At 69.0% G+C, this 23,389-nt stretch carries 21 protein-coding genes and 1 riboswitch; of the genes, 11 read left to right on the top strand and 10 right to left on the bottom strand.

Annotated features, from left to right (window positions below; translation table 11 throughout):
* The coding region (locus H5411_RS12960) for a PIG-L family deacetylase (RefSeq protein ID WP_183123888.1) at nt 1–292 on the bottom strand (292 nt) is incomplete at its 3' end.
* 658 nt (nt 293–950) lie between these two features.
* On the opposite strand from H5411_RS12960, the gene H5411_RS12965 reads away from it, so the two are divergent.
* From H5411_RS12965 to H5411_RS12985, 5 genes are all read left to right on the top strand, one after another.
* Entirely contained in the window at nt 951–2,699 is a 1,749-nt protein-coding gene (locus tag H5411_RS12965; RefSeq protein ID WP_101437802.1) for an ABC transporter family substrate-binding protein, read from the top strand.
* A gap of 187 nt (nt 2,700–2,886) precedes the next feature.
* A complete protein-coding gene (locus H5411_RS12970) occupies nt 2,887–3,867 on the top strand; it encodes an ABC transporter permease (RefSeq protein WP_101437801.1) in 981 nt (326 codons plus the stop codon).
* Nucleotides 3,860–4,819: an ABC transporter permease gene (locus H5411_RS12975; RefSeq protein WP_246368943.1), complete on the top strand. Its 960-nt coding sequence runs from the start codon at nt 3,860–3,862 to the stop codon at nt 4,817–4,819. Before H5411_RS12970 ends, H5411_RS12975 begins: the two co-directional genes overlap by 8 nt.
* Nucleotides 4,816–5,913 (top strand): ABC transporter ATP-binding protein, encoded by a 1,098-nt coding sequence (locus H5411_RS12980; RefSeq protein WP_101437800.1) that lies wholly within the window; start codon nt 4,816–4,818, stop codon nt 5,911–5,913. The genes H5411_RS12975 and H5411_RS12980 overlap by 4 nt, the downstream gene beginning before the upstream one ends.
* On the top strand, nt 5,910–6,941 hold the full coding sequence (locus H5411_RS12985; protein ID WP_101437799.1) for an ABC transporter ATP-binding protein: 1,032 nt from the start codon (nt 5,910–5,912) through the stop codon (nt 6,939–6,941). Before H5411_RS12980 ends, H5411_RS12985 begins: the two co-directional genes overlap by 4 nt.
* Before the next feature lie 318 nt (nt 6,942–7,259).
* Here H5411_RS12985 and H5411_RS12990 read toward each other — a convergent pair whose 3' ends face one another.
* A complete protein-coding gene (locus H5411_RS12990) occupies nt 7,260–8,963 on the bottom strand; it encodes an ABC transporter family substrate-binding protein (protein WP_376772142.1) in 1,704 nt (567 codons plus the stop codon).
* A gap of 243 nt (nt 8,964–9,206) precedes the next feature.
* Nucleotides 9,207–11,138, bottom strand: a complete 1,932-nt coding sequence (gene typA, locus H5411_RS12995; protein ID WP_101437797.1) for a translational GTPase TypA — start codon at nt 11,136–11,138, stop codon at nt 9,207–9,209.
* A 220-nt stretch (nt 11,139–11,358) separates the two neighbouring features.
* Between typA and H5411_RS13000 the strand changes: the two genes are divergently transcribed.
* On the top strand, nt 11,359–11,517 hold the full coding sequence (locus tag H5411_RS13000; protein WP_167442008.1) for a hypothetical protein: 159 nt from the start codon (nt 11,359–11,361) through the stop codon (nt 11,515–11,517).
* A gap of 327 nt (nt 11,518–11,844) precedes the next feature.
* Here the strand turns inward: H5411_RS13000 and H5411_RS13005 are convergent, their stop codons facing one another.
* Nucleotides 11,845–12,144, bottom strand: a complete 300-nt coding sequence (locus H5411_RS13005; protein WP_101437796.1) for a YciI family protein — start codon at nt 12,142–12,144, stop codon at nt 11,845–11,847.
* Nucleotides 12,145–12,319: 175 nt separating this feature from the next.
* Here H5411_RS13005 and trpS point away from each other — a divergent pair, with 175 nt between their 5' ends.
* Nucleotides 12,320–13,285 (top strand): tryptophan--tRNA ligase, encoded by a 966-nt coding sequence (gene trpS, locus H5411_RS13010; protein WP_183123890.1) that lies wholly within the window; start codon nt 12,320–12,322, stop codon nt 13,283–13,285.
* Nucleotides 13,286–13,306: 21 nt separating this feature from the next.
* Here the strand turns inward: trpS and H5411_RS13015 are convergent, their stop codons facing one another.
* From H5411_RS13015 to H5411_RS13025, 3 genes are read right to left on the bottom strand one after another with little or no spacing between them, the layout of a single operon-like run.
* A complete protein-coding gene (locus H5411_RS13015; RefSeq protein WP_101437794.1) occupies nt 13,307–13,708 on the bottom strand; it encodes a (deoxy)nucleoside triphosphate pyrophosphohydrolase in 402 nt (133 codons plus the stop codon).
* A gap of 23 nt (nt 13,709–13,731) precedes the next feature.
* Complete coding sequence (locus tag H5411_RS13020) at nt 13,732–15,057, bottom strand: sensor histidine kinase (protein WP_101437793.1); 1,326 nt, start codon at nt 15,055–15,057, stop codon at nt 13,732–13,734.
* Complete coding sequence (locus tag H5411_RS13025; protein ID WP_167442007.1) at nt 15,054–15,764, bottom strand: response regulator transcription factor; 711 nt, start codon at nt 15,762–15,764, stop codon at nt 15,054–15,056. The genes H5411_RS13020 and H5411_RS13025 overlap by 4 nt, the downstream gene beginning before the upstream one ends.
* A 145-nt stretch (nt 15,765–15,909) precedes the next feature.
* On the opposite strand from H5411_RS13025, the gene H5411_RS13030 reads away from it, so the two are divergent.
* Genes H5411_RS13030 through H5411_RS13040 form a run of 3 tightly spaced genes read left to right on the top strand, consistent with a single transcriptional unit; the run spans nt 15,910 to nt 18,921 of the window.
* Complete coding sequence (locus H5411_RS13030; protein ID WP_101437791.1) at nt 15,910–17,004, top strand: LolA family protein; 1,095 nt, start codon at nt 15,910–15,912, stop codon at nt 17,002–17,004.
* On the top strand, nt 17,001–18,008 hold the full coding sequence (locus H5411_RS13035; protein WP_101437790.1) for an ABC transporter ATP-binding protein: 1,008 nt from the start codon (nt 17,001–17,003) through the stop codon (nt 18,006–18,008). Before H5411_RS13030 ends, H5411_RS13035 begins: the two co-directional genes overlap by 4 nt.
* A gap of 34 nt (nt 18,009–18,042) precedes the next feature.
* A complete protein-coding gene (locus H5411_RS13040; RefSeq protein ID WP_183123891.1) occupies nt 18,043–18,921 on the top strand; it encodes an ABC transporter permease in 879 nt (292 codons plus the stop codon).
* 9 nt (nt 18,922–18,930) lie between these two features.
* On the opposite strand, the gene H5411_RS13045 is transcribed toward H5411_RS13040, so the two are convergent.
* The 3 genes from H5411_RS13045 to H5411_RS13055 are packed head-to-tail and all read right to left on the bottom strand — an operon-like array spanning nt 18,931 to nt 22,615.
* Complete coding sequence (locus H5411_RS13045; protein ID WP_183123892.1) at nt 18,931–19,935, bottom strand: ABC transporter ATP-binding protein; 1,005 nt, start codon at nt 19,933–19,935, stop codon at nt 18,931–18,933.
* Nucleotides 19,935–21,572, bottom strand: coding sequence for an ABC transporter permease (locus H5411_RS13050; protein ID WP_183123893.1), 1,638 nt, complete (start codon nt 21,570–21,572; stop codon nt 19,935–19,937). Before H5411_RS13050 ends, H5411_RS13045 begins: the two co-directional genes overlap by 1 nt.
* Nucleotides 21,548–22,615, bottom strand: a complete 1,068-nt coding sequence (locus tag H5411_RS13055) for a thiamine ABC transporter substrate-binding protein (protein ID WP_183123947.1) — start codon at nt 22,613–22,615, stop codon at nt 21,548–21,550. Before H5411_RS13055 ends, H5411_RS13050 begins: the two co-directional genes overlap by 25 nt.
* Before the next feature lie 31 nt (nt 22,616–22,646).
* Nucleotides 22,647–22,758, bottom strand: a riboswitch (TPP riboswitch).
* A 24-nt stretch (nt 22,759–22,782) separates the two neighbouring features.
* Between H5411_RS13055 and H5411_RS13060 the strand changes: the two genes are divergently transcribed.
* On the top strand, nt 22,783–23,073 hold the full coding sequence (locus H5411_RS13060) for a 4a-hydroxytetrahydrobiopterin dehydratase (protein ID WP_101437787.1): 291 nt from the start codon (nt 22,783–22,785) through the stop codon (nt 23,071–23,073).
* Nucleotides 23,074–23,389: the final 316 nt, after the last annotated feature.

The raw sequence follows: 23,389 nt of genomic DNA on the forward strand, positions 1-23,389 counted from the left end.
CCCCCATGCCGGGGTCGCCCCCCCGGCCGAGGCCGCGGGGGTCCTCGTGCGGGGTCGGGCCGGGCGCGGCGGCCGCGGCGGCCATTTCCCCCGACCGGTACCCGCCGAGCTGGTCGGCCTCGGCCGCGACGAGCAGCGCGAGCCTCGGCGGGACGATTTCGCCCTCTTCGCCGAGCGTGCAGGTCACGACGCACACCTCGGCGCCTTCGGCCGCGTAACGCGCGATGGTCCCGCCGGTGGCGATGCTTTCGTCGTCCGGGTGCGCGTGGACCAGGAGCAGCTTCCGCTTCACGCCCTCAGGTTAGTGACCGCCGGGTCCGCGCCCGGGAGGCCGACCCCCGGCGCGGCGTTCCGGAACCGGAAAACCGCAGCGTGCACGGGAAAATGCATTGGCATCCCACAAAGTCGGATCAGCGTCCCGGCCCGTGGGCGTTCCCGTTCGCGGAACGTTCCGCGGTTCGGAATACGGAGGCGAGGACGCAAGATGCTCGGAACACCCACCGGGATCCGCCGCCGTTGCGGGCGTCCGCGCCCGTGCCCGGCGGCGGGCGCATTGTTTCGCTTCACGAGATCGGACCATTTTCTTGTCACTTCGGGTTCGTCGCGGCCGCGCGACTGCTCCATTAGCTGGGGCACCGCATACGGAACGGGGCGGTTATTGTCCGCCGGGCCGGCCGGCCCACGGGACTGAACTGCCACCCGAACCGGTCGCGATTTCTCGTGATCAACTACTAACCGTAGTCGATCAAGTGCGGAAACCACGATGCAACCAGGGGGCACGAGATATCTGTTCCGCAACGATCTCACTGAGAGTGTCCGGATCGATAGGTTTGGCGTCTGTCCAATGCCTAAGTTTCACGGCTACGGTGAGCAACGCGATACAGATCGGTGCTTGCGCGTCAGGAAGAGCCGCCTCGCAAACCCGCGAAGGCGTCGAGCAAGGAGAATGAATGTTAGTGACGACTAGGTCGCGCGCCGCGAAACTCGGCGCGTTCGTCGCGGGCGCGGCCCTTCTGCTCTCCGCATGCGGTGGTGGCGGAGGCGGCAACAGCGCGGTGCAGACCGGGCAGGCATTCGCCGACTGCGACAAGAACCCGAACACGTGCAACTCGGCCCCGGCCGATCAGCTTCAGCAGGGCGGCGACGTCACCTACGCCATCGAGAAGAACGTCCCGAACTGGAACGTCATCTCGGCCGAGGGCAACGTCTTCGAAACCGGCGAGGTCACCAAGGGCCTCCTGCCCTACACCTTCTACGCGACGCCGGACCTCAAGCCGGTCCTGAACAAGGACTTCGTCGATTCGGCCGAGGTCACCAGCACCAGCCCGCAGACGGTGGTCTACAAGCTCAACCCGAAGGCCGTGTGGTCGGACGGCACGCCGTTCTCCGCCGACGACTTCATCTACAACTACAAGGTCCAGAACGGCAAGGACTGCCCCGACTGCGCCGCGGCCAGCTCCGCGGGCTACGACCAGGTCAAGTCCGTCACCGGCTCCGACGGCGGCAAGACCGTCACGGTCGTGTTCGACAAGCCGTTCACCGACTGGAAGCTGCTCTGGAGCTCCGGCGGCGCGATGTACCCGGCGCACCTGGCCAAGCAGCACGGCGACATCAACACCCCGGCCGGCCTCGCGCAGTCGTTCAAGTGGTTCGGCACGACCGTCCCGACCTGGTCCGGCGGCCCGTGGAAGATCTCGAAGTTCGTCAACAACCAGTCGATCACCGAGGTCCCGAACGAGAAGTACTGGGGCGCGAAGCCGAAGCTGAACAGCGTCATCTTCCGCGTCATCACCGACGCGACGCAGGAGCCGACCGCACTGCAGAACAACGAGGTGCAGGTCATCTACCCGCAGCCGCAGGTCGACCTGATCAACCAGGTTAAGCAGATGCCGAACATCTCCTCGTTCATCGGCCTCGGCCTGACCTGGGAGCACTTCGACTTCAACCTGAAGAACCCGGCGCTGTCCCAGAAGCCGCTGCGCCAGGCGCTGTTCACCGCGATCAACCGCAAGGACATGATCGCCAAGACCGTCGGCCAGTTCACCAACAAGGTCGAGCCGCTCAACAACCACAACTTCGTGCCGCAGCAGACCGGCTACAAGGACACGGTGAGCTCGACCGGCCAGGGTTCCGGTGACATCGAGAAGGCCAAGAAGATCCTGACCGACGCGGGTTACAAGCTGAACAACAACCAGCTGTCCGACCCGAGCGGCAAGCCGATCCCCGAGCTGCGCATCCGCTACACCGTCGGCAACCAGATCCGGCAGAACGAATGCGAGCTGTTCGCGCAGACCGCGGCCCAGCTGGGCGTCAAGGTGAAGGTCCAGTCCACCGACGACCTCGGCCAGACCACCACCAGCGGCGACTACGACGTCATCGTGTTCGCCTGGGTCGCCTCGCCGTTCCCGTTCGGCGGCGCCATCCAGAACTGGGGCACCGGGCAGGGCAACAACTACGGCAAGTACAGCAACCCGCAGGTCGACAGCCTGATGGCGCAGGCCAACGCCGAGACCGACCAGACCAAGGCGGCGGACCTGCTGAACCAGGCCGACCAGATCATGTCGAGCGACGCGTACGTGCTTCCGCTGTACCAGAAGCCGACCTTCATCGCGTCGTCGGACAAGATCGCGAACATCCGCAACAACTCGACCCTCGACGGGCCGGTGTACAACATGGCGGAGTGGGGCATCCGGAAGTGATCAACGACCGGTAGATTCCCGCAGGACACCCGGTGAAGGGCCGGCCGCGAAGCCGGCCCTTCACCGTATCCGCCAGCTAGTGCCCCTTTAGTTCCCGAACACCACGATTGCCCCGTTACGTCGCCAAGGCCCTGCCACCACGAGCGGCGGGCGCCGGCAGAACACCGTCCAGAGCAGGAAGACCTCCATGCTTGCCTTCGCACTGCGCCGGCTTTTCGTCTCGGTGCCGATCCTCATCGTGTCGACGTTCGTCGTCTTCGTGATGGTGTCGCTTTCGGCCAACCCGTTGACCCCGCTGATCGCGAGAAACCCGCCGCCGCCCCCTCGCACCATCGAACTCGAACGCATCCGGCTGCATCTCGACCAGCCGATTCTCGAGCGGTACTGGCACTGGATCACCGGCGTGCTGCACGGTGATTTCGGCCCCTCGGTCCAGTCCACCATGAACATCGGCAGCGAGGTGTTCGGCCGGTTCGGCGTGACGCTGCGGCTGATCGTGCTCGCCATGGTGGTGGCGCTGATCCTCGCCGTCCTGATCGGCGTGATCAGCGCGTCGCGGCAGTACTCCAAGTTCGACTACACCGCGACCTTCTTCGGCTTCCTCTTCCTGTCGATGCCGTCGTTCTGGTTCGCGCTGGTGCTGAAGCAGATCGGCATCTCGATCAACACGACGGTCGGCGACCAGGTCTTCTACACGATCGGTTCCTCGTCGGTGGTCGCCGCGGGCGGGTTCTGGACCCAGTTCGGCGACGTGCTCGGCCACCTGATCCTGCCGACCATCTCGCTCGCGCTGACCAGTTACGCGGCCTGGAGCCGCTACCAGCGCGCCTCGATGCTCGAGGTGCTCAACAGCGATTACGTCCGCCTCGCGAGGGCCAAGGGCCTGCCGCGCTGGACGGTGACGCGCAAGCACGCGCTGCGCAACGCGCTGATCCCGCTGACCACGGTGACCGCACTCGACATCGGCTCGATCCTCGGCGGCGCCGTGGTGACCGAAACCGTGTTCCAATGGCAGGGTGCGGGCGCTTTCCTGCTGGACGCGATCAAGCGCAGCGACGTGTACGCGGTGGAGGCGTGGCTGCTCATCGCGGCCACGTTCATCATCCTGCTCAACCTGATCGCCGACCTGCTCTACGGCCTGCTCGACCCGAGGATCCGCTATGCCTAACGACGTATTCGACACCCCGCCCACCACCCTGGGCGGTGCTCGGTTCGCTCCGGACGACCCGCAGACCCCGCAGGGCGCGCCGGAACGCGAGTTCACGGTCAAGGAGCGCAGCCAGTCGCAGCTGGTGTTCCGGCGGTTCCTGCAGCACCGGCTCGCGATGATCAGTCTCGTCGTGTTCGTGCTGATCATCCTGTTCGCCTACGTCGGCGCGGCGATCTGGAAGTACAACGCGGCCGACATCACCGAGCAGAACTCGGCCCCGCCCTCGGGCGACCACCCGTTCGGCACCGACGCGGTCGGCCACGACACGCTCGCGCAGGTGATGCGCGGGACGCAGATCTCCCTGCAGATCTCGATCCTCGTGGCGATCTTCGCGACCGTCGTGGGCACGGTCTGGGGCGCGGTCGCCGGTTATTACCGCGGCTGGCTCGACACGATCCTGATGCGCATCGCCGACCTCGTGCTCACGCTGCCGCTGCTCGCGGTGGCCGCGGTGCTGGGCCACCAGTCCGGCGGCACGTGGTGGCTGATCGCGGTCGTCATCGGCGGCCTCTACTGGGCCTATGTGTCCCGGGTGGCGCGCGGTGTCGTGCTTTCCTTGCGCGAGAAGGAGTTCGTCGAGGCGTCGAAGGCGCTCGGCGCGAGCGACAGCCGGATCATCTTCCGGCACCTGGTGCCCAACGCGCTCGGCGCGATCATCGTCAACCTGACGATCCTCGTGTCGATCGCCATCCTGCTCGAGACGGCGCTGTCGTTCCTCGGCTTCGGCGTGCAGCCGCCGGACACCTCGCTCGGGCTGCTCGTGAGCAGCGCGCAGACCGCGATCGACACGCGGCCGTGGCTGTTCTACTTCCCGGGCATTTTCATCATCCTGATCGCACTGACGATCAACTTCATCGGGGACGGCCTGCGGGACGCGTTCGACCCCCAGCAGACGAAGGTGCGCGCATGACCCAGAACGGCTCGCAAGGACGCGGCGGCGATCCCGTCCTCGTCGTTGAGGACCTGACCGTGCAGTTCCCGACCGGCGACGGCGTGGTCAGCGCCGTGCGCGGCGTGAACTACGAGCTTCGCCGCGGCGAGGTGCTCGGCATCGTCGGCGAATCCGGCTCCGGCAAATCGGTGACCTCGCTCGCGGTGATGGGCCTGCTGCCGAAGACCGCGAGGGTGACCGGCTCGATCCGGTTCGGCGGGAAAGACCTGCTGAAGTCGAACGAGAAGGAACTGAACAAGGTCCGCGGCAGGGGCATCGCGATGGTCTTCCAGGACCCGATGACCTCGCTGAACCCGGTGTACACGGTGGGCGACCAGATCGCCGAGGCGATCACCGCGCACCACGACGTGCGCAAGGACGTCGCGAAGAAGCAGGCCGTCGAACTGCTCGACCTGGTCCGCATCCCGAACCCGAAGCAGCGCGCGGACGAGTACCCGCACCAGCTGTCCGGCGGCATGCGCCAGCGGGTGGTGATCGCGATCGCGATGGCCAACAACCCGGACGTGATCATCGCGGACGAGCCGACCACCGCGCTCGACGTGACCGTGCAGGCGCAGATCCTCGAGGCGCTGCAGGCCGCGCAGAAGGAAACCGGCGCGGCGATGGTGCTGATCACGCACGACCTCGGCGTGATCGCCGGCCAGGCCGACCGGGTGCACGTGATGTACGCGGGCAAGGTCGTCGAGTCCGGCACGGTCGACGACATCTTCTACAACCCGCGGATGCCGTACACGCTGGGCCTGCTCGGCAGCCTTCCGCGGCTGGACGTGAAGACCGACCGGCTCACGCCGATCACCGGTTCGCCGCCCGCCACGCAGAACATGCCGCCGGGCTGCCCGTTCAGCCCGCGCTGCCCGCTGTCGCAGCCGATTTGCGACGAGGAGGAGCCCGCGCTGGTCGCGGGCCCGAACGGCCAGCACGCGGCCTGCCACTTCACCGAGCAGGTCGTCGGGAAGAACCCGGCCGAGCTGTTCAGCGCCACCTCGGCCGACGCGGCAGCCGTCCCGGTCGCCGTGGACGCCGTCGCGACCGACACGGAGACGAACCGATGAGCGAGGCCACGGCGGGAAAGACGCCCGTCCTCTCCGCGCAGAACCTGGTCAAGCACTTCCCGATCCGCGGCGGCGGCCTGATCCGCCGCATCTCGGGCGCGGTGCAGGCGGTGTCGGACGTGTCGTTCGACATCTACCCGCACGAGACGCTGGCACTGGTCGGCGAGTCCGGGTGCGGCAAGTCGACCACCGCCCGGGTGGCGCTGGCCCTGCAGCCGCTCACCGGCGGCAAGGTGACCTACGAGGGCAAAGACCTCGCGACGATGGGCAAGCGCGAACTGCAGCGGCTGCGGCGCAGCATGCAGATCGTGTTCCAGGACCCGTACGCCTCGGTCGACCCGCGGCTGCCGGTGAACGAGATCATCGCCGAACCGCTGCGCATCCACGGACTGTACGAGAACGGCGGCAAACAACAGGTCCGCGACCTGATGAAGACCGTCGGCCTGCGCCCGGAGCACGGCAACCGGTTCCCGCACGAGTTCTCCGGCGGGCAGCGGCAGCGCATCGGCATCGCCCGCGCGCTCGCGCTGAAGCCGAAGGTGCTGGTGCTGGACGAGCCGGTGTCCGCGCTGGACGTCTCGATCCAGGCCGGTGTGCTCAACCTGCTGAAGGACCTGCAGGCGGAGCTCGGGCTGTCGTACCTGTTCGTGTCGCACGACCTTTCGGTGGTGCGCCACGTGGCGGACCGGATCGCGGTGATGTACCTCGGCAAGATCGTGGAGACCGCGCCGTCGGAGGAGCTGTTCCAGACTCCGGCGCATCCGTACACGCAGGCGCTGATTTCGGCGATCCCGGTGCCGGATCCGCGCAAGGAGCGGACGCGGCAGCGGATCGTGATCACCGGTGACGTGCCCAGCCCGGCCAACCCGCCGTCCGGCTGCCGGTTCCGCACCCGGTGCCCGAAGTTCGCCAACGAGCTGGACGACGCCGGTCGCGAGAAGTGCAAGACGGAGGAGCCGGCCTTGATCGACCGCGGGCACGCGCACCCGGTGGCGTGCCACTTCGCGGAAAGCCTGCAGCTGATCTGACGCGGCGACGAAAGGGGCCTCGCACTTGTCCGTGCGGGGCCCCTTTCGCGTGTCCGGCCGGTTCGGCAGGGCTTGCCCCTAATCGGGGGCACTTAATGCGGCGTTGAGGGTTTTCTCCGTGGTGCGCGGGCGGTCGTCCTCGCAGGCCCGGTGCTCTGGCTGTGGCGAACGAGCCCGGCGGCCGGGAGCGGGTTGGGGAGCGGAGCCGCACGGCCTGTCTCGCCACAGCCGGTGCTCCGCATCGCCCTCGGCAAGCATCGCGACAGCGAACCCATCGCGCGCCGCGCTACTGAGAACACCTGATTGCAGCAGGCCCGATCAGGTGGCGCCGCGGGTCCAGTTCACGGCGGAGCCGAACGGGCCCTGCATGGGCGGCCCCGGCGTCAGGCCGGAGATTCCCTTGCCGATGGCCAAAGTCTCGGCTTCCTGGAACAACGGGATCACGACGTTCTGAGACCACAGCTGCGGTTCCAGCGTCTTGAGCGAGTCGGTGACGGTCGCGGAGCCGGTGAGCGCGGAGTCGATCGTCGCTTGCAGGCCGTGGTCGCACAGGCCCGCGGGATTGGCTGGTATCACGGGCTTTGTCTTGTCGACGGGCGCGGCCTCGGGGGCGCAGCCGTAGTTGGACGCCAGGACCGTCGCCGGGTCGCCGTCGACAGGTTGGCCCACGACGGCGATGTCGACTCCGACGGTGCTGTTCGAGTCCGGGCTCGCCTGCTGTTTTCCGTTCACCACCGGCATGGCCAGCAGGGACGAGAACAGGTCGCGCGGCTGCGGTGTGATCTGGTTGACCTCGACGCCGCCCGCGACCAGCTCCGACGCCAGTTCCTTCGCGATCGACGCGTACGGTTCCTGTTCCCCGGGCGACGCGAGCACGATCGACAGCGTCTTGTTTCCCTTGCGCCACACGCCGGCTTCCTTTTTGTACCCGGCGGCGGTGAAGTATTGCTCGGCCTTCGCCAGGTCCGGCGCGGCGGGCGGGCCAGCCGGAATGGTGGCCGCGTAACCCTTGGCCGAAGGCGGCAGGACCTGCGCGTCCGCTTTCAGCGTCGCGGACGGGCCGCCCTTCGCCCCGGCGGTGATCAGCTTTCCGCGGTCCAGCAGTGCGGCGATTCCCGCGCGGACTTGGGGATCGGAAAGCGTCGCGCTCACGGGACGCAGCAGCACCGACGCGGTCAACGGACGCGGCAGCGTATGCAGTTTGACCGCGGAGCCCAGGTCGTTCAGCAGCTGCAGGCCGGTGGAATCGGTGTGGGTCAAGGAGAACTGGTCGTTGCCGCTGCGCAGGGCCGTCGCGATGCCGGACGCGTCGGAGCGGCGGAGGATCAACGTGTCGACTGCGGCTGGCTTTTCCCAGTAGCGGTCGTTGCGCTGGAGGGTCGCTTCACCGCGAGCGGTGTCGATCGTTTTGATCGCGAACGGTCCGGCTACCGCGGGGAAGCTCGTCGCGAGGGCGTTCGTCCAGCCGCCGGGCGAGTCCTTGAGCAGGTGTTGCGGCAGCAGATTGTCGAACAGCGTCTGCCACGCCGGATACGGCTTGCTGAAGGTGACCTCGACGCCCTTGCCGCCGTCGCGGGATTCGATGTCCGAGATCAGCCGGTACCCGGCCGGTTCGATCACGCCGGGGTTCGTCTTCATCGCGTTGGCGAGGTAGATGAAGTCCTCGGTGGCGATCGGAGCGCCGTCGGACCATGAGGCGTCCGGGCGGATCACGTACTTCACCGTGAACGGCACCTGCGACACGACGTCGGCGGAGACCATCAGCGTCTTGTCGAGGGTGCGCGTGCCGTCGTCGGACTGCCGGAACACCGAGGGAAGCAGGAGCTGCGACAGCGCCGTGGTGATCGTCGACGCGTCCGCGATGCTGTGCGGGTTGTAGCCGCCGACGACGTCGTCCACGCCGACCACGATCTGCGACTGCGCCGCCGCGCTGGTCGTGCTCGAAGGCGGGGCCGACGTGACCACCGGGGGCGGCGGGGTGTTCGAACACGCGGCGAGCAGCACTCCCGCCAGCGCCAGCACCGGCCCCAGCCGGCGTCCGAATCGCACGCTCGTCCTCCTGAAAGTTCCCGCCGCGCTCCGTGGTCCGAGCGGACATGCTGCCATGCCAGGGCGGGGGCCGACATCGAGATTCCCACATCGGCCTTCACTCCGTGACATCGGAGTGGATACCGCCATAAGAGTGGACGCGCGAAGGGCCGTCGGGGTTCACGCGAAAGGGCGCCTCCCGGGAATGGGAGGCGCCCTTTTTCACCTGAGCGAGGTTCAGCTGTTGTTGTCGCGGCTCTTGGCCCGCGAGCGCTCCTTGGCGCGGGTGTTGATGTCGAGCGTGACCTTGCGGACCCGCACGACCTCCGGCGCGACCTCGACGCATTCGTCGCTCGCGCAGAACTCCAGCGCCTCTTCCAGGCTGAGCTTGCGCGGGCGGGCCAGCGTCTCCATCACGTCGGCGGACGACTGCCGCATGTTGGTCAGCTTCTTTTCCTTGGTGATGTTGATGTCGAGGTCCTCGAACCGCGGGTTCTCGCCCACGACCATGCCCTCGTACACCTCCGCGCCGGGCTCGACGAAGAACGTGCCGCGGTCGGCGAGCTGGATCATCGCGTACGCGGTGATCGGGCCCGAACGGTCGGCGACCAGGGAGCCGCTGTGCCGGGTGCGGATCTCGCCCGCCCACGGGAAGTAGCCCTCGAACACGTGGTTCGCGATGCCGGTGCCGCGGGTTTCGGTGAGGAAGTCGGTGCGGAAGCCGATGAGGCCGCGCGACGGCAGCACGTAGACCAGCTTGATCCGGCCGGTGCCATTGCCGCTCATGTCCTCCATGCGGCCCTTGCGGGACGCGAGCAGCTGCGTGATCGCGCCGAGGTGCTCCTCGGGCGAGTCGATGTACAGCCGCTCGAACGGCTCGTGCAGCTTGCCGTCGATCGTGCGGAGCACCACCTGCGGCTTGCCGACGGTCAGCTCGAAGCCCTCGCGGCGCATCTGCTCGACCAGGATGGCCAGCGCCAGCTCGCCGCGGCCCTGCACCTCCCAGGTGTCCGGGCGCTCGGTGGGCAGGACGCGGATCGAGACGTTGCCGATCAGCTCCTGGTCGAGGCGGGCCTTGACCAGCCGCGCGGTGACCTTGTCGCCACCGTTGCGTCCGGCCAGCGGCGAGGTGTTGACGCCGATGGTCATCGAGATGGCGGGCTCGTCCACGGTGATCCGCGGCAGCGCGACCGGGTTCTCCGGGTCGGCGAGGGTGTCGCCGATGGTGATGTCCGGGATGCCCGCGATCGCGACCAGTTCGCCCGCGCTGGCCTCGGACGCCGGGACGCGGGTGAGCGCCTCGGTGACGAGCAGCTCCGAGATCCGGACGTTCTGCACGGTGCCGTCCTCGCGCATCCAGGCCACGGTCTGGCCCTTGCGCAGCTTGCCGGCGTGGATGCGGATCAGCGCGATGCGGCCGAGGAAGTTCGACGCGTCGAGGTTGGTGACGAGCGCCTGCAGCGGGGCGTCCAGGTCCGCGGCCGGGGCCGGGACGTGCTGGAGCAGGGTCTCGAACAGCGGGTCGAGGTTTTCGCTGTCGGGAAGGCCGCCGTCCTCGGGCTGCTCCAGCGACGCCTTGCCGGCGCGCGCGGAGGCGTAGACGACGGGCAGGTCGAGGATCGCGTCGAGGTCGGCGTCCTCGATGTCGCCCGCCAGGTCGAGCAGCAGGTCGTGGGTCTCCTCGACAACCTCGGAGATCCGCGCGTCCGGCCGGTCGACCTTGTTGACCAGCAGGATGACCGGCAGCTTCGCCTCGAGCGTCTTGCGCAGCACGAAGCGGGTCTGCGGCAGCGGGCCCTCGCTCGCGTCGACGAGCAGCACGACGCCGTCGACCATGGACAGGCCGCGCTCGACCTCGCCGCCGAAGTCGGCGTGGCCCGGGGTGTCGATCACGTTGATGGTGACCGTGCCGTCGGCGGTCTGGCGGTGGATGGAGGTGTTCTTCGCGAGAATGGTGATGCCCTTTTCCCGCTCGAGCTCACCGGAGTCCATCACGCGGTCGACCAGCTCGGCGCGTTCGGCGAAGGCGCCGGACTGGCGGAGCATGGCGTCGACCAGGGTCGTCTTGCCGTGGTCGACGTGGGCGACGATCGCGACGTTGCGCAGGTCGGGCCGGGTCTTGCCGGACGCGCGGCCGGTTTCGACCGCGGTGGCGCTGGCTGCGGGCACGCGAAGACTCCTGAACTCGAAAGAAGGCGGGTGGCGCCGCGCGGCGAAGAAGAGATCACGGGCTCCGGGCACAGAGACCGGCTCTCGCTGACCGGCTTTGGCCACACGCGGACTTCATCAGGATACCTGCTCGGTCGGTGTGAGGAGCGCCACGCCCCATGATCGGTTAGGCTCACCTAACCTTATGGGTACTGCTGGCCGCCGGTTTGAGGAGCGCGCGATGGGCAAGAAGCACGCGGACGACCCTCGGGCTGTGGTGCGGAAGCTGATGAAGGCCGGGAAGGTCAAGAAGAAGTGCTGCCGGTCCAAGGACCGGTGCAAGAAGTGTCCGGTTTTGGCTTTGAAGAAGGCCAAGGCTGGGGTGGCTAAGGCTGCTTGAGCCGGGTTTCGGCTCGTCGCCCTGGGGGGCGACATTGCTGTCGGTTCGTGTGCGTGGGGCACCCCGAAGCTGGATTGTGCTGACGGTCTGGGAGTGCTTGTCAAGGCGGGAAAGATGCCTTGACAAGCACCCCCAGACCGCAGGGAGGCTTCGTATCGGGGTGCGGGGGAGGGTGTGGGTGCACCGATGGTTGGCGGGCGTCGGCGGCGGTTTGGTCGTGCGGGTGCGCGGGTTGGGTGCTTGGTTGCGCGGCTGCCGGGATAGCGCGCAATCCGGTCGTTTCCGGGGTGGGCGGGTGGTTCGTGAAGAGGCCCCTCCCGGTCCGCGCTACTTGTCCAGGAGTTCGTTCACCAGGTTCAGTTCCGGGGCGGTCCGGGTGGGCTGGAAGTGAATGATTTCGTAGGTGGCCAGCTTGCCGATCGCGAAGGGGTCGGTGGCCAGGATCGCGTCCAGCTGGGCGCGTTCCATCGGGCGGGTGATCAGTACGCCGCCGGTGCGGGGCCGTTGGCCTCCGGAGGCCAGGAAATGGCCGTCTTCGTACTGCTTCGTGAGCCACTCGTTGTGGGCCGGGAGGGCGCGGTCGATTTCCTCTAGCGGAACGATGTACGTGAGCACGACGACGAACATGGTTCGAACCGTAGCCTGGTGCTAGGCTCGCCGCATGCGTTTCCAGAGCACTCAGTGGTGGCCGCCTCTCGGCGGCCCCGTAGCTCTGCGCTGAAAATCCAGCGAAGGCCGCCCCGGTGGGCGGCTTTTTTCGTGCCTGCTCCCGGGGTCTGAACATCCAGGGAGAGGAAACCCGATGGTCCAGTTGTCCGGCATCACGCCGTCCGGTCACGTTCAGCTCGGCAACCACCTCGGCGCGTTGCGTCGCTGGGCGGCTGAAGGCGGGCCGGACGATCTGTATTTCGTGTCTGACCTGCATGCGATGACCACCGCGCACAATCCGGCGAAGTTGCGGTCGCTGGCGACCGAACAGCTGGCCGTCCTGGTCGCCGCGGGGATCGCGCCGGAGCGGGTGTTCGTGCAGTCCGATCTCGCGCGGGAGCTCGGGGCGCTGACCTGGGTGCTGGAGTGCACCTGCTCCTACGGCGAGGCCGCGCGGATGATCCAGTTCAAGGAGAAATCCAAGGGACAGGCCGGTGTTCGGCTCAGTCTGCTCACCTATCCGGTCCTGATGGCGGCCGACATTCTGCTGCAGGGCGCGGACGAGGTGCCGGTCGGCGAGGATCAGCGGCAGCACGTCGAGCTGGCGCGCACGCTTGCCCGGCGGTTCAACTCCACGTACGGCGAGGTGTTCGTCGTTCCGGAGGCGACGTTGCCGCCTGCTGGTGCGCGGGTGAAGGACCTGGCTGAGCCGACGCGGAAGATGTCCAAGTCCGCGCAGGATTCCGCGGGTGTCGTGTTCGTGCTCGACGAGCCGGACCAGATTCGGCGCAAGATTCGCAAGGCTCGCACGGACGGCGATTCCGCACCCGCGTACGACCCGGAAAACCGGCCGGGGATTTCGAATTTGCTGGAGATCCTGGCCGCTTGCGTGGGCGGCGAACCTGCGGAGCTGGCCGAGAAGTACCCGTCGTACGGCGTGCTCAAGGACGTCGTCGCTGACGCGGTGATCGAGGAGTTGCGTCCGGTGCGCGAGGGCACGCGTGCGTTGCTGGACGACGTCGCCGAGTTGGAGCGGGTTCGCAAGGCGGGTGCGGAACGGGCGATCGATCGCAGCTCGCACCGGGTGTCGGCGGCGCTGCGGATGGTCGGGGCTGCTTGAAGAGCCTCGTGAGTGCTGGTTCTACTGGGAATCAGCACTCACGAGGGCGTGCAGTGCGGGCAGCAGGTCCCGGTCCGCCGGGAGCCAGTCCAGATCGTCCAGTTCGTCTTCTCCGACCCAGCGCAGTGCGGTGTGTTCGACCGCGCGCGGTTCGTCTCCGGGAGACAGCAGCGCGGCGGAGTACACGCGCAGCACTTTTCCGCCCGGCAGCGGGATTTCCGGGCCGACCCGGTCGCCGACGGTGACCACGACGTCCAGTTCCTCGTGGCATTCCCGAGCCAGCGCGAAGGCCTCGGTCTCGCCCTCCTCGACGCGCCCGCCCGGCAGTTCCCACTGTCCCGCGTGATGCGGCGGCCAAGCCCGTTGCTGGGCAAGAAGCTTGCCGTCGCGCACCAGTGCCGCCCCGACGATGACCGCGTCCATGCGCTCAGTCTCCCCCACCGGATTCACCGGTCCGCGCCCGCCCGCCAGGTGACCTCGAACCGCGCGCCGCCGTCCGGCGATTCGCCGACGCGCACCTGACCGCCTCGGCGGCGCACTGTTTCGGCGACCATCGCCAGGCCCAGCCCGGTTCCGCCGGACGAGCGCGCCCGGTCGTCGGACACCCGGTAGAACCGGTCGAACACCTTGCTCCGGTGCTCGGGCGCGATGCCCGGGCCGTCGTCGTCCACCACGACCCGCACCTTCGAACGCGAAGCCAGCACGGACACCACGATCTGCCCGGACGCGTACCGGCAGGCGTTGCGCAGCAGGTTGTCCAGCACCAGTTCGACCTCCTGGTGCGCTGCCGACGCCCAGGCCTGTGCCACCGCACTGCTCACCCGCGTGTCCGGCGTCCCGGGCGGCAGCCGCCGCACCGCCGCGCGGACCTCGGACACCACCTCGACCGGTTCCGCGGGCGGCACCTCGCCCGCGTCGGAACGAGCGAGCGCGAGTAAACCGTCGAGCAGCCCGGACAGCCGCTCCGACTCCTCGAGGATGTCCGAGAGCGTTTCCTGCGCCAGCTCCGGATCGGGGTTTGTCACGGCCACCTCGGCCTGCACCCGGATCGACGCGACCGGCGAGCGCAGCTCGTGCGCCGCGTCGCCGGTGAACCGGCGCAGCCGCTGGCTGACCTCTTCCTGGCGTTCGAGCAGCGCGTTGAATTCCTCGGCCAGCGCGCGCATTTCGTCGTGCGACGTCGGCAGCGGCAGCCGCGAGCCCGGCGGCAACGCACGCACCAGCCCGCGCATCCGCGCCACCGGCCGCAGCGCGAGCCGGACGACCAACCAGGTCGCCAGCCCCGCGACCAGCGCTCCGACCAGCGCGACCACGACCAGCCACAACCCGCCGTAATGCACCGCGGCGGCGAAGCCGACCAGCCCGGCCCCGGCGACGACCAGCCGCTGGCTCCCGTTCGGCGTGCTGACCACCTGGCCGCGCCAGCGCGATCCGTCGGACTGCACCGGCAAACCCGCCTTGAGCTGCGAGACGTCGTGCTCGCTCAGCTTCGGCCGGGCCTGCCCGTCCGCCGGATCACCCGAGATGTCCAGCACCCGCACCGAAACCGGGTCCGCCGAGGTCAGCGGTGTCCCGGCGGAGACCGCTCGAGTAGCCGGGCCGAGCGCGGCGATCAGTTCCTTGTCGACCGAATCAGTGAGCAGCGGGTCGAGCTTGTTCGCCGCCAGTGCGGCGAGGCCCAGCAGGCAGCCGAGGGTGATCGCCGCGGCCAGCACGGTGATCCGGACCTGAAGCGAACGGCGGCTCCACCACGACGACGGCGAGCCGGTCACATGACCTCGTCAAGCTGGTCGTCGGAGGCGAGATAGCCGTGCCCGCGCACCGTCCGCAGAATCGAACCCGCGCCGACCGCGTCGAGCTTGCGCCGCACGTAACCCACGTACACCTCAACGAGATTCCGCGTGACAGCCTGCTCCTCGCCCCACACCGCGCGCAGCAATTCGTCCTTCGTCACGACCGTCCCCGCGCGGCCGACGAGCACCTCCAGCAAGCCGAATTCGCGCGGGCTCAACGGCACTTCCTGACCGTCCCAGCGCACCTGCCGCAGCGCCCGGTCGACCTCCAGCGCACCGAGTTTCAGCGCGCCGCGCGAGGCGTCCGGCCCGACGCGCCGCAGCACCGCCCGCACCTGCGCGACCAGCACGACGAACGAGAACGGCTTCACGAGGTAACCGTCCGCGCCGAGGTCGAGGCCGTCGGCCTGGTCGATCTCGCCGTCCTTCGCCGACACCAGCAGCACCGGCGTGGCCACGTTCTCCGCGCGCAAGCGTTCCAGCACGCGATAGCCGGACAAGCCGGGCAGCATGATGTCCAGCAGCACGACGTCGAACGATCCGGTGCGCGCGAGCTGCAGCCCGGTCGGCCCGTCCGCGGCGGTGACCACGTCCATGTCCTCCGCGCGCAGGCCGCGTTGCAGCGCCTTGCGCACGCCAGGTTCGTCGTCGACCACCAGCACCCGAGGTTTCACGATCCTCATCATGGCCGGTTTGTGCAGTTGACGCGCGTACTCTCAGTGCCATCTCAGCTGAACGGGCCGACCATTCAGGGGTATCTCAGCCTCGGCAGGGGAACGTCTGCACCGGGAGCCGGGCCCACCAAAGCCCGGGAACACAGGGAGAGACGAGATGGATCCGAAGAAGAAGGCCATCACCGCGGCCGTCGTCGGCACCGCGCTCGGCGTGGGCGGGCTGGTTGTCGTGGCGATGCCTGCCTCGGCGGGGGACGCGCCGAAGCTGCCGCAGGTCAGCGCGGAGGACTTGGTCCAGTCGGTGGCCACCGCGAAACCAGTGCCGTTCGACGGCACGGTCACGGTGAGCAACGACCTCGGCCTGCCGAAGATGGCGACGGGCGCGATCCCGGGGGCGAGCGCGCTGGGCGTCGACTCGGCGCAGGTGTTCAGCGACGGCGCCGGCAAGACGAAGGTGTCGCTCACCAAGGGGCAGGCGCAGGAAACGATCATCCACAACGGCAACACCGTGTGGGACTACGACTCCAAGACCAACAGCGCGACCAAGACCACGGTCCCGGCGGACGTCGCGACCAAGCACAAGGCGGCCGAGGGCGCTGAGGGCAAGGGCGCCGACCCGTCCACCGCGGCCAAGGAACTGCTCGCCAAGGTGCGCGAGAGCAGCAACGTCGCGGTCGACGGCACGGCCACGGTCGCCGACCGGCCGGCGTACGAGCTGGTCCTGACACCGAAGCCGTCCGAACGCACGCTGCTGCGCGAGATCCGCGTCGCGATCGACTCGCAGACCCGGATGCCGCTGCGGCTTTCGGTCCTGAGCAACGGAACCACCTCCCCGGCGCTGGAGCTGGCGTTCAGCAAGATCGAGTTCGCCGACCAGTCGCCCGACCTGTTCGCCTTCACCCCGCCCAAGGGCGCGAAGGTGACCGAGAAGCAGGCCAAGATCGACGAGCGCGACAAGGCGCTCGCGAACGAGGCCAAGCAGGCCACCAAGGTCGTCGGCGACGGCTGGGACACCGTCGTCACCGGCAAGGTGCCCGCGGACCTGATGAAGCAGAAGCAGGCGCAGGGCGAGCAAAAGGGCCCTGACGTGCAGAAGATGCTGAGCCGGTTCGCCAAGCGGGTCAACGGCCCGTGGGGCAGCGGCTACCTCTTCACCACGAAGGTGGGCGGCGCGGTCCTGACCGACGACGGCCGGTTCGCCGCCGGCGCGGTCCCGGAGCAGGTTCTCTACGAAGCGCTGGGCGCCAAGTGACCAGCACCGCGGTCGAAACCGGGGCGGGCATCTCGGACGAGGTGCCCGCCCCGGCGGTCCCGCTGGCCGCGCGCACCCGAGGGGTGCGCAAGGTCTACCGCAGCACGGTCGCGGTGGACCACGTGGACCTGGACGTGCCCGAGGGCGCCGTGCTCGGCATGCTCGGGCCCAACGGTTCGGGCAAGACGACGACGATCCGGATGCTGCTCGGGCTCGTCCGCCCGACCGCCGGCGAGGTCGAATTGCTCGGGCACACCATGCCCGAGGAGTCCGCGCACGCACTGCCGGATGTCGGCGCGCTGGTCGAGGGGCCGGGCTTCCACCCGTTCCTGTCCGGACGCGACAACCTGCTGCGGTTCGCCGCCGCCGAACCGCGGCTGGCGTCGTCCGCGATCCCCGGCGCGGTCGACGCCGCGCTGGACCGCGTCGGGCTGACGGCCGCCGCGCGCCGCCGGTACAAGGGCTATTCGCTCGGCATGAAGCAGCGGCTCGGATTGGCGAGCGCACTGCTGGTGCCGCGCCGGATGGTCGTGCTCGACGAACCCACCAACGGTCTGGATCCGGCGGGTACCAGGGAGATCCGCCGTATCATCGCCGATCTGCACGCTGACGGCGTGACCGTGGTGGTTTCCTCGCATCTGCTGGCCGAGGTCGAAGCGACCTGCACGCACGTGGCGGTGTTGCAGTCCGGCACGGTGGTCGCTCAGGGCGAGCTGGCGGATCTGCTGGAGTCCGGGAACGCCGCGCTGCTGGTGCGCACGCCGGACGCCGAGCAGGCGGTGGAAGTGTTGCGGGAGAACCGGATCGGGGCCCGGCTCACTCCGGACGGCGTCCGTGCCGACCTCACCGCGACGCCCGCGCCGCGAGTGCTGCAGGTGCTCGTGCAATCGGGGGTCGAGGTGCACGAGGCGACCCGGGCGCGGACCGGGCTGGAGGACCTGTTCGCGCGGCTGACCGAAGGGGAATCGGCGGCTGGCGACGAAGCCGAGGGGGATCAGTCATGACTGCCGCCGATGTACTTCCTCCCGGGGAGGCGAAATGACTACCGCGGCTGTTGCGGTGCCGGTGAGCCGGACCGGGCACGACACGGTGCCGGTGACCCGGCTGATCGCCGCGGAACTGCGCTGGATCTTCCGCAGGCCGCGCACGCTCGCGGTGCTGGGGCTGCTGGCGCTGGTGCCGATCGTGATCGGGATCGGCCTCACGCTGGTCGGGCAGAACACCGGGAGCAACGCACCGGACGACAGCGGCGGCGCGCTGCTGGTGTCGGCGGTCAACAACGCGTTCGTGCTGCCGATCGCCGCGATGGTCATGACGCTGACGCTGCTGCTGCCGCTCGCTTCCGCGATGGCGGGAGCGGACGCGATCGCCGGTGAGGCCGCGCACGGCACGCTCCGCGGCTGGCTCATCGCGCCGGTCAGCCGGGGACGACTGCTGGCGGTCAAGGCGTTCGGCGTGGCGACGGTGTCCGTGGTCGCGGTGCTCGCGATGTGCGTGACCGGCGTGGCCACCGGGTTGATCATCAACGGCACGGATTCGCTGTTCACGCTGTCGGGCACCACGCTGTCGCTCGGCGAGGCGCTGCTGCGGATCCTGCTCGTCGGCGGCTGGATCGTGCTGCAGCTGTGGGCGGTCGGCGCGATCGCGCTGGCGGTGTCGAGCTGGACCGAGCACCCGATGCTCGTGGTCGCCTCGGTGCTGGCCGCGAACATCGTGTTCACCATCCTCGGCTTCCTCGACTCGCTGAAGTGGCTGCACCCGTTCCTGCTCACGCAAAACTGGACGCTGGCCCCGGCGTCGGTCCTGCAGGATCCGATGTCGCTGTCGATGATCGGCGAGGGCGCGGTCCGCGCGCTCTGCTACATCGTGGTCGGGCTTTCGCTCGCCTACGGGCGCCTCGCCACCCGGGACGGCTGACCTGGGGGTTCAGCCCACCACGGCGATCCCGTCCGGATCCGGCTCGAGCCGGACGGGGTCGCCCGCCCGGAAGTCCGCTCCGGCCGGGGCGATCGCGTCCACAGTGGACTCGCCGCACCGGACGACCAGCCGCAAATGCTCCCGTCGGTGCACCGCCGCGGTCACTTCGCCCGGCACGCCCCCGGCGGAGACCTTCAAGCCGTGCGGGCGCAAGCCGAGCCGGACGGGGCCGTCGTCCACTTCCAGCTCAACGGTGCCCAGCTCGGTCCGCACCACGCCCTCGACCGCGGTGCCGTCCAGGAACGTAGTGACGCCGAGGAAGCGCGCCACGGTGTCGTCCACCGGCCTGTTCCACACCGAGCGGACCGCGCCCTCCTGCCGGATTTCCCCGGCGTCGAGCACCGCCACGCGATCGGCGAGCGTGAACGCTTCCTCTTGATCGTGCGTCACCAGCAGCGCGGTGATCTTGCTGCGCCGCAACAGGTCCGCCAGATCGATCGCCAGCTGCTCGCGCAGTCCAGCGTCCAATCCGGACAGTGGCTCGTCCAGCAGCAGCAAACGCGGTTCCGGAGCCAGCGCACGAGCCAGCGCCACCCGCTGCGCCTGGCCGCCGGACAGTTCGGTCACCCGTCGCCGTTCGTAGCCTTCCAAGCCGACCAGCTTCAGCAATTCCTCGACGCGCGCCGCGTGCCGTTCGCGAGGCACGCCGTGCATCCGCAGGCCGAACGCGATGTTCGCGGCGACGTCGCGGTGCGGAAACAGCTGCCCGTCCTGGAACACCAGACCGAATTCGCGCTTGTGCACCGGCACCGCGGCGAGATCGGTGCCGTCCCAGGACACCGAACCGGACGACACCGGCTCGAGCCCGGTGATCGCGCGCAGCAACGTCGACTTGCCCGACCCGGACGGGCCCAGCAGCGCCAGCACCTCGCCGTCGGCGATGTCCAGCTTCGCGTCGCGGACCGCGGCGAACGATCCATAGTGGACAGTCAGGTCCCGTACCGTCAGCGCCATCAGAACTCCCCGACCGTGCTGCGGCCGCGGACCGAACCGAACCGGTCGATCAGCGCCACCGCCACCACGGTCACCACCATGAGCAGGGCGCACGAGGCGTACGCCATCTGGTTGTTCAATTCCCCCGGCCGGCTGATCAGCGTCGCGACGGCCACCGGGAGCGTCGGCGCGTCCGGCCGGGCGAGGAAGCTGGTCGCGCCGAACTCGCCGAGCGCGACGACGTACCCGAAGCCCGCCGCGGCCACCACCGACCGCGCGACCAGCGGAAAGTCGATCTCCCGCCACACTCGCAGCGGGCTCGCGCCGAGCGTTGCGGCGGCTTGGCGCAACCGGACGTCGACCGCGCGCAGCACCGGCAGGATCATCCGCACTACCAGCGGCATGATCACCAGCGCTTGCGCGAACGGCACGAGCAGCGGCGACGTGCGCAGGTCGCCGGGCAGCGCGTCGAGCGTCACGAGATAACCGAAGCCGACGGTCACCGCGGACACGCCCAACGGCAGCATCAACGCGATGTCCATGGTCTCGCCCATCCCGCGTGCGAGCCCGCCCGGCGAACGGCGAAGCGCTACCAGCACCACGCTGGCGACCAGGCCGACCGCCATCGCCAGGAGCGTCGCGTCGGTGGCGGCGGCGAGCGAATTCTGTGCCGCGATCCAGCCGGATACCTGCAGCGCGCCGTTCTGCCCGACGGTGTTCAGCGCCCGGTATCCGGCGAGACTCCATCCGTCCGAACCGGACACCGACTCGACGAGCAGCGAGACGATCGGCGTCAGCAGCAGACCGAGCACCACGACCGCGGCACCGACCGTCCACCACTCCCCTCCGCGCGGCCGACGTGCGGTCACCTGCGCGGACCGCAGCTTCACCGCGTTCTCCCGCTTCCGGCGCGCCATCGCCCCCAGCACCAGCGCGGCGACGACGGCCGCGAACTGGATCAACGACAACGCAGCCGCGCCGGAGAGGTCGAGCAGGTCGACCGTCCGGAGGTAAATCTCGGTTTCGAGCGTCCGGTAAGTCCCGCCGCCGAGGATCAACACCACACCGAAACTGGTGGCGCAGAACAAAAACACCACCGCGGCGGCAGACGCGACAGCCGGGCCGAGCGCGGGCAACGTCACCGACCGGAACGCCCGCCACGGCGAGGCACCGAGTGCCCGCGCGGCCTCGGTCGCTCGCGGATCGAGGTGCGTCCACAGCCCGGCGACCGTGCGCGCAACGACCGCGACGTTGAAAAACGCGTTGGCCAGGACGAGCGGCAGCACGCCGCCGTCCGGCCAGATCGCCCGGAAAGCCAGGCCGACGACGACGGTCGGCAGCACGAACGGCACCAGCACGATCGTCCGCGCCAATCCGACCCCGGGCAGCCGGACCCTCGCCAGCAGATACGCGACCGGCAGCCCGGCGAGCACCGCGACCACGGTCGACGCGGCCGCGCTGGCCAGCGTGAATCCGGCGAGCCGCCACGTCTGCGGGTCGCCGAGCACGGTGTCGACGCCGCCCGCGGAAAACCCCCGGCCGACGATCGCGACGACCGGCCAGGCGAAGAACACCACCAGGAACGCGACCGGCAGCAGGCCGAGCAGCGTGAGCCCGATAGTGCGCGCGGGGATCACGCGCCCATGAGCGAGCGCCATTCCCCGATCCACTTCTCCCGGCCTGCCTGCACCTTGTCCGCGGGCATGGTGGCCGGCGCCTGCGGCAGCGGAGCCGCGGTGGCCCAGCCGGCGGGCAGTTCGACGCCCTGGCGTGCCGGGTAGACGTACATGTTCGCCGCGACGGTGGTCTGGAACTGCTGCGACAACAGGAAGTCGACGACCTTCTGCGCCTGCGGTATCTGCTTGCTGTTAGTGAGCACCCCTGCGTACTCGACCTGGCGGAAACACGTGTCGAGCAGCGCCTTGGTCCGCGGCTTGCCGTCCTCGCCGACCTCCGCGGCCGGCGACGAGGCGTAGGACACGACGATCGGCCGCGGGCCCTTGCCCGACGAGCCCGAGAAGTCCTTGGTGTAGGCCTCCTCCCAGCCGCTGACGGTCTTGAGGCCGTTGTCCTTCAGCTTCTGCCAGTAGCCCTTCCAGCCGTCCTCGCCGTACTTCGCGACCGTGCCGAGCAGGAAGGCCAGCCCCGGCGACGCGGTGGCCGGGCTCTCCGCGACGGTCAGGTCCTTGTACTTGGGGTCGGCGAGGTCGTCGTAGCTCTTCGGCTCCGGGAGGCCCTTGCTCGCGAAGTACGCCGGGTCGATGTTCACGCAGACGTCGCCGAGGTCGACCGCCGACAGCCGGTGCTGCGGGTCCACGGAGTAGCGCTGCGGGCCGCGGTCGGCCTCCGGGCTCGTGTAGGGCTGGAAGACGCCCTCGCCGAGCGCACGCGAGGCGAAGGTGTTGTCGACGCCGTACGCGACGTCGCCGATCGGGCTGCCCTTGGTGAGGACGAGCTTGTTCGTAAGCGCGCCGGCGTCGCCGGATTTGAGGATCTTGAGCTTGATCCCGGACTGGCGCTGGAAGGCGTCGAGCACGTCCTGCGGGGCGGCGAACGAATCGTGCGTGACCAGCGTGACGGTCGGCGTCTGCTGGTCCGAGCTCGCGGACGACCCGCCGGAATCGCCGCCGGACAGCGAGCAGGCGCTGGCGAGCACCGAGACCGTGGCGAGGCCCACCACCGTGCGGACGGTCCGCGACATCATTCTTCCCCTCCTGCACTGCGCCGGATAAGGGAGAGCGATACGGCCTCCCTACGCCGGCATGATCCGGATCCAGGTGCGAACGGTCGCGGGTTGACGGCCCGCCTCTCAGCCCGGCGTACCGGACTCCCGTGGCAATGCCGCAGCGTAGCCGACACCATGGAGGGATGACTCAGCTATTGAACGACTCGGCAGTGGAGAAGGCCCTCGGCACCGTTCCGGAGTGGCGGCGCGAGGGCGACACCATCGTGCGGACGACCGAACTCCCGTCCTTCCCGGCGGCGATCGAGGTGGTGGACCGGGTGGCCGAACTGGCCGAGGAGGCCGGCCACCATCCCGACATCGACATCCGCTGGCGCACCCTGACCTTCCGTCTCAGCACCCACTCCGAAGGCGGCCTGACCGAACGCGATTTCGCACTGGCCAAGCAGATCGACGAGGTCGTGGCGGCCCGCTGACCAGGTGTGACGTCGGCAACCCTGGCACCATGAACGGCCCCTTCGCGCGTCTTCCGAACAGACGCGACGAAAGGAGGCCAGCATGGTCCAGGCACTCGTGGTGGGAATCGGTTCGTTCGGCCTGATGGTGGCCGCCGCGGGCGGGGTGCTGTGGCACACCGCGCGCAACCGTCGTGACCTTGATCACAAGCGGTAACGGTGAGCTAGATCAAGGCGCTAACCCAGCGGTAATCATCGGCACTCGCCCCGCTAGGACCCGCCATGAACAGCACATCCGCCCAGCTCACCGCCGCACAGCGCACCTGGGTCGCGGTGT

This window comes from Amycolatopsis echigonensis (assembly GCF_014174495.1).
Taxonomy (GTDB): Bacteria; Actinomycetota; Actinomycetes; order Mycobacteriales; family Pseudonocardiaceae; genus Amycolatopsis; species Amycolatopsis echigonensis.

What these genes read in the sequence shown, in the direction of transcription:
- H5411_RS13030 (WP_101437791.1), top strand. Translation starts at nt 15,910, where the DNA reads ATGGATCCGAAGAAGAAGGCCATCACCGCGGCCGTCGTCGGCACCGCG.
- H5411_RS13015 (WP_101437794.1), bottom strand. Translation starts at nt 13,708, where the DNA reads ATGGACGCGGTCATCGTCGGGGCGGCACTGGTGCGCGACGGCAAGCTT.
- H5411_RS13045 (WP_183123892.1), bottom strand. Translation starts at nt 19,935, where the DNA reads ATGGCGCTGACGGTACGGGACCTGACTGTCCACTATGGATCGTTCGCC.
- H5411_RS13050 (WP_183123893.1), bottom strand. Translation starts at nt 21,572, where the DNA reads ATGGCGCTCGCTCATGGGCGCGTGATCCCCGCGCGCACTATCGGGCTC.
- H5411_RS13060 (WP_101437787.1), top strand. Translation starts at nt 22,783, where the DNA reads ATGACTCAGCTATTGAACGACTCGGCAGTGGAGAAGGCCCTCGGCACC.
- H5411_RS12985 (WP_101437799.1), top strand. Translation starts at nt 5,910, where the DNA reads ATGAGCGAGGCCACGGCGGGAAAGACGCCCGTCCTCTCCGCGCAGAAC.
- H5411_RS13005 (WP_101437796.1), bottom strand. Translation starts at nt 12,144, where the DNA reads ATGTTCGTCGTCGTGCTCACGTACATCGTTCCGCTAGAGGAAATCGAC.
- H5411_RS12975 (WP_246368943.1), top strand. Translation starts at nt 3,860, where the DNA reads ATGCCTAACGACGTATTCGACACCCCGCCCACCACCCTGGGCGGTGCT.
- H5411_RS12970 (WP_101437801.1), top strand. Translation starts at nt 2,887, where the DNA reads ATGCTTGCCTTCGCACTGCGCCGGCTTTTCGTCTCGGTGCCGATCCTC.
- H5411_RS13000 (WP_167442008.1), top strand. Translation starts at nt 11,359, where the DNA reads ATGGGCAAGAAGCACGCGGACGACCCTCGGGCTGTGGTGCGGAAGCTG.
- trpS (WP_183123890.1), top strand. Translation starts at nt 12,320, where the DNA reads ATGGTCCAGTTGTCCGGCATCACGCCGTCCGGTCACGTTCAGCTCGGC.
- H5411_RS13040 (WP_183123891.1), top strand. Translation starts at nt 18,043, where the DNA reads ATGACTACCGCGGCTGTTGCGGTGCCGGTGAGCCGGACCGGGCACGAC.
- H5411_RS13055 (WP_183123947.1), bottom strand. Translation starts at nt 22,615, where the DNA reads ATGTCGCGGACCGTCCGCACGGTGGTGGGCCTCGCCACGGTCTCGGTG.
- H5411_RS13025 (WP_167442007.1), bottom strand. Translation starts at nt 15,764, where the DNA reads ATGATGAGGATCGTGAAACCTCGGGTGCTGGTGGTCGACGACGAACCT.
- H5411_RS12980 (WP_101437800.1), top strand. Translation starts at nt 4,816, where the DNA reads ATGACCCAGAACGGCTCGCAAGGACGCGGCGGCGATCCCGTCCTCGTC.
- H5411_RS12965 (WP_101437802.1), top strand. Translation starts at nt 951, where the DNA reads ATGTTAGTGACGACTAGGTCGCGCGCCGCGAAACTCGGCGCGTTCGTC.